General features: G+C 80.1%; 1 pseudogene. It reads left to right on the top strand.

Annotated features, from left to right (window positions below):
* Positions 1 to 357 (top strand): annotated as a pseudogene (locus tag RH94_RS45665) (AbfB domain-containing protein); the annotation flags it as partial.

Genomic DNA, 357 nt, shown 5'->3' on the forward strand with positions numbered 1-357 from the left:
GAGCGGCCGTCCCTGGCCCTCGCCGACGGCCCGGGCCTGCTCTCCCTCGTCTCCGCCCCGGCGAGTGCGAGCGCCTCCCCGAAGCCGCTGTCCGGCACGCCGTCCGCGCCGGCCACGCCCACCGCGTCGGCCACGACCCGGCGTGACGGCCCCGCGCCCGCCTCCACGGCACCCGCCGCGCCCGCCGAGTCCGCGCCGGGCCACGGCACCTCACCGGACGCGCCGCGGCCCTCGGCCACCTGGGTGTCGCTCCGCTCGGTCAACTATCCCGACCGCTACTGGCAGGTGAGCGACGGCCTGGTGAAGCTCGGCCCGGCCGGCTCCGGCCCGGAGCGGCGCGAGGCCACCTTCCGGCTG

It is taken from the genome of Streptomyces kebangsaanensis (genome assembly GCF_001906585.1).
Classification (GTDB): Bacteria; Actinomycetota; Actinomycetes; order Streptomycetales; family Streptomycetaceae; genus Streptomyces; species Streptomyces kebangsaanensis.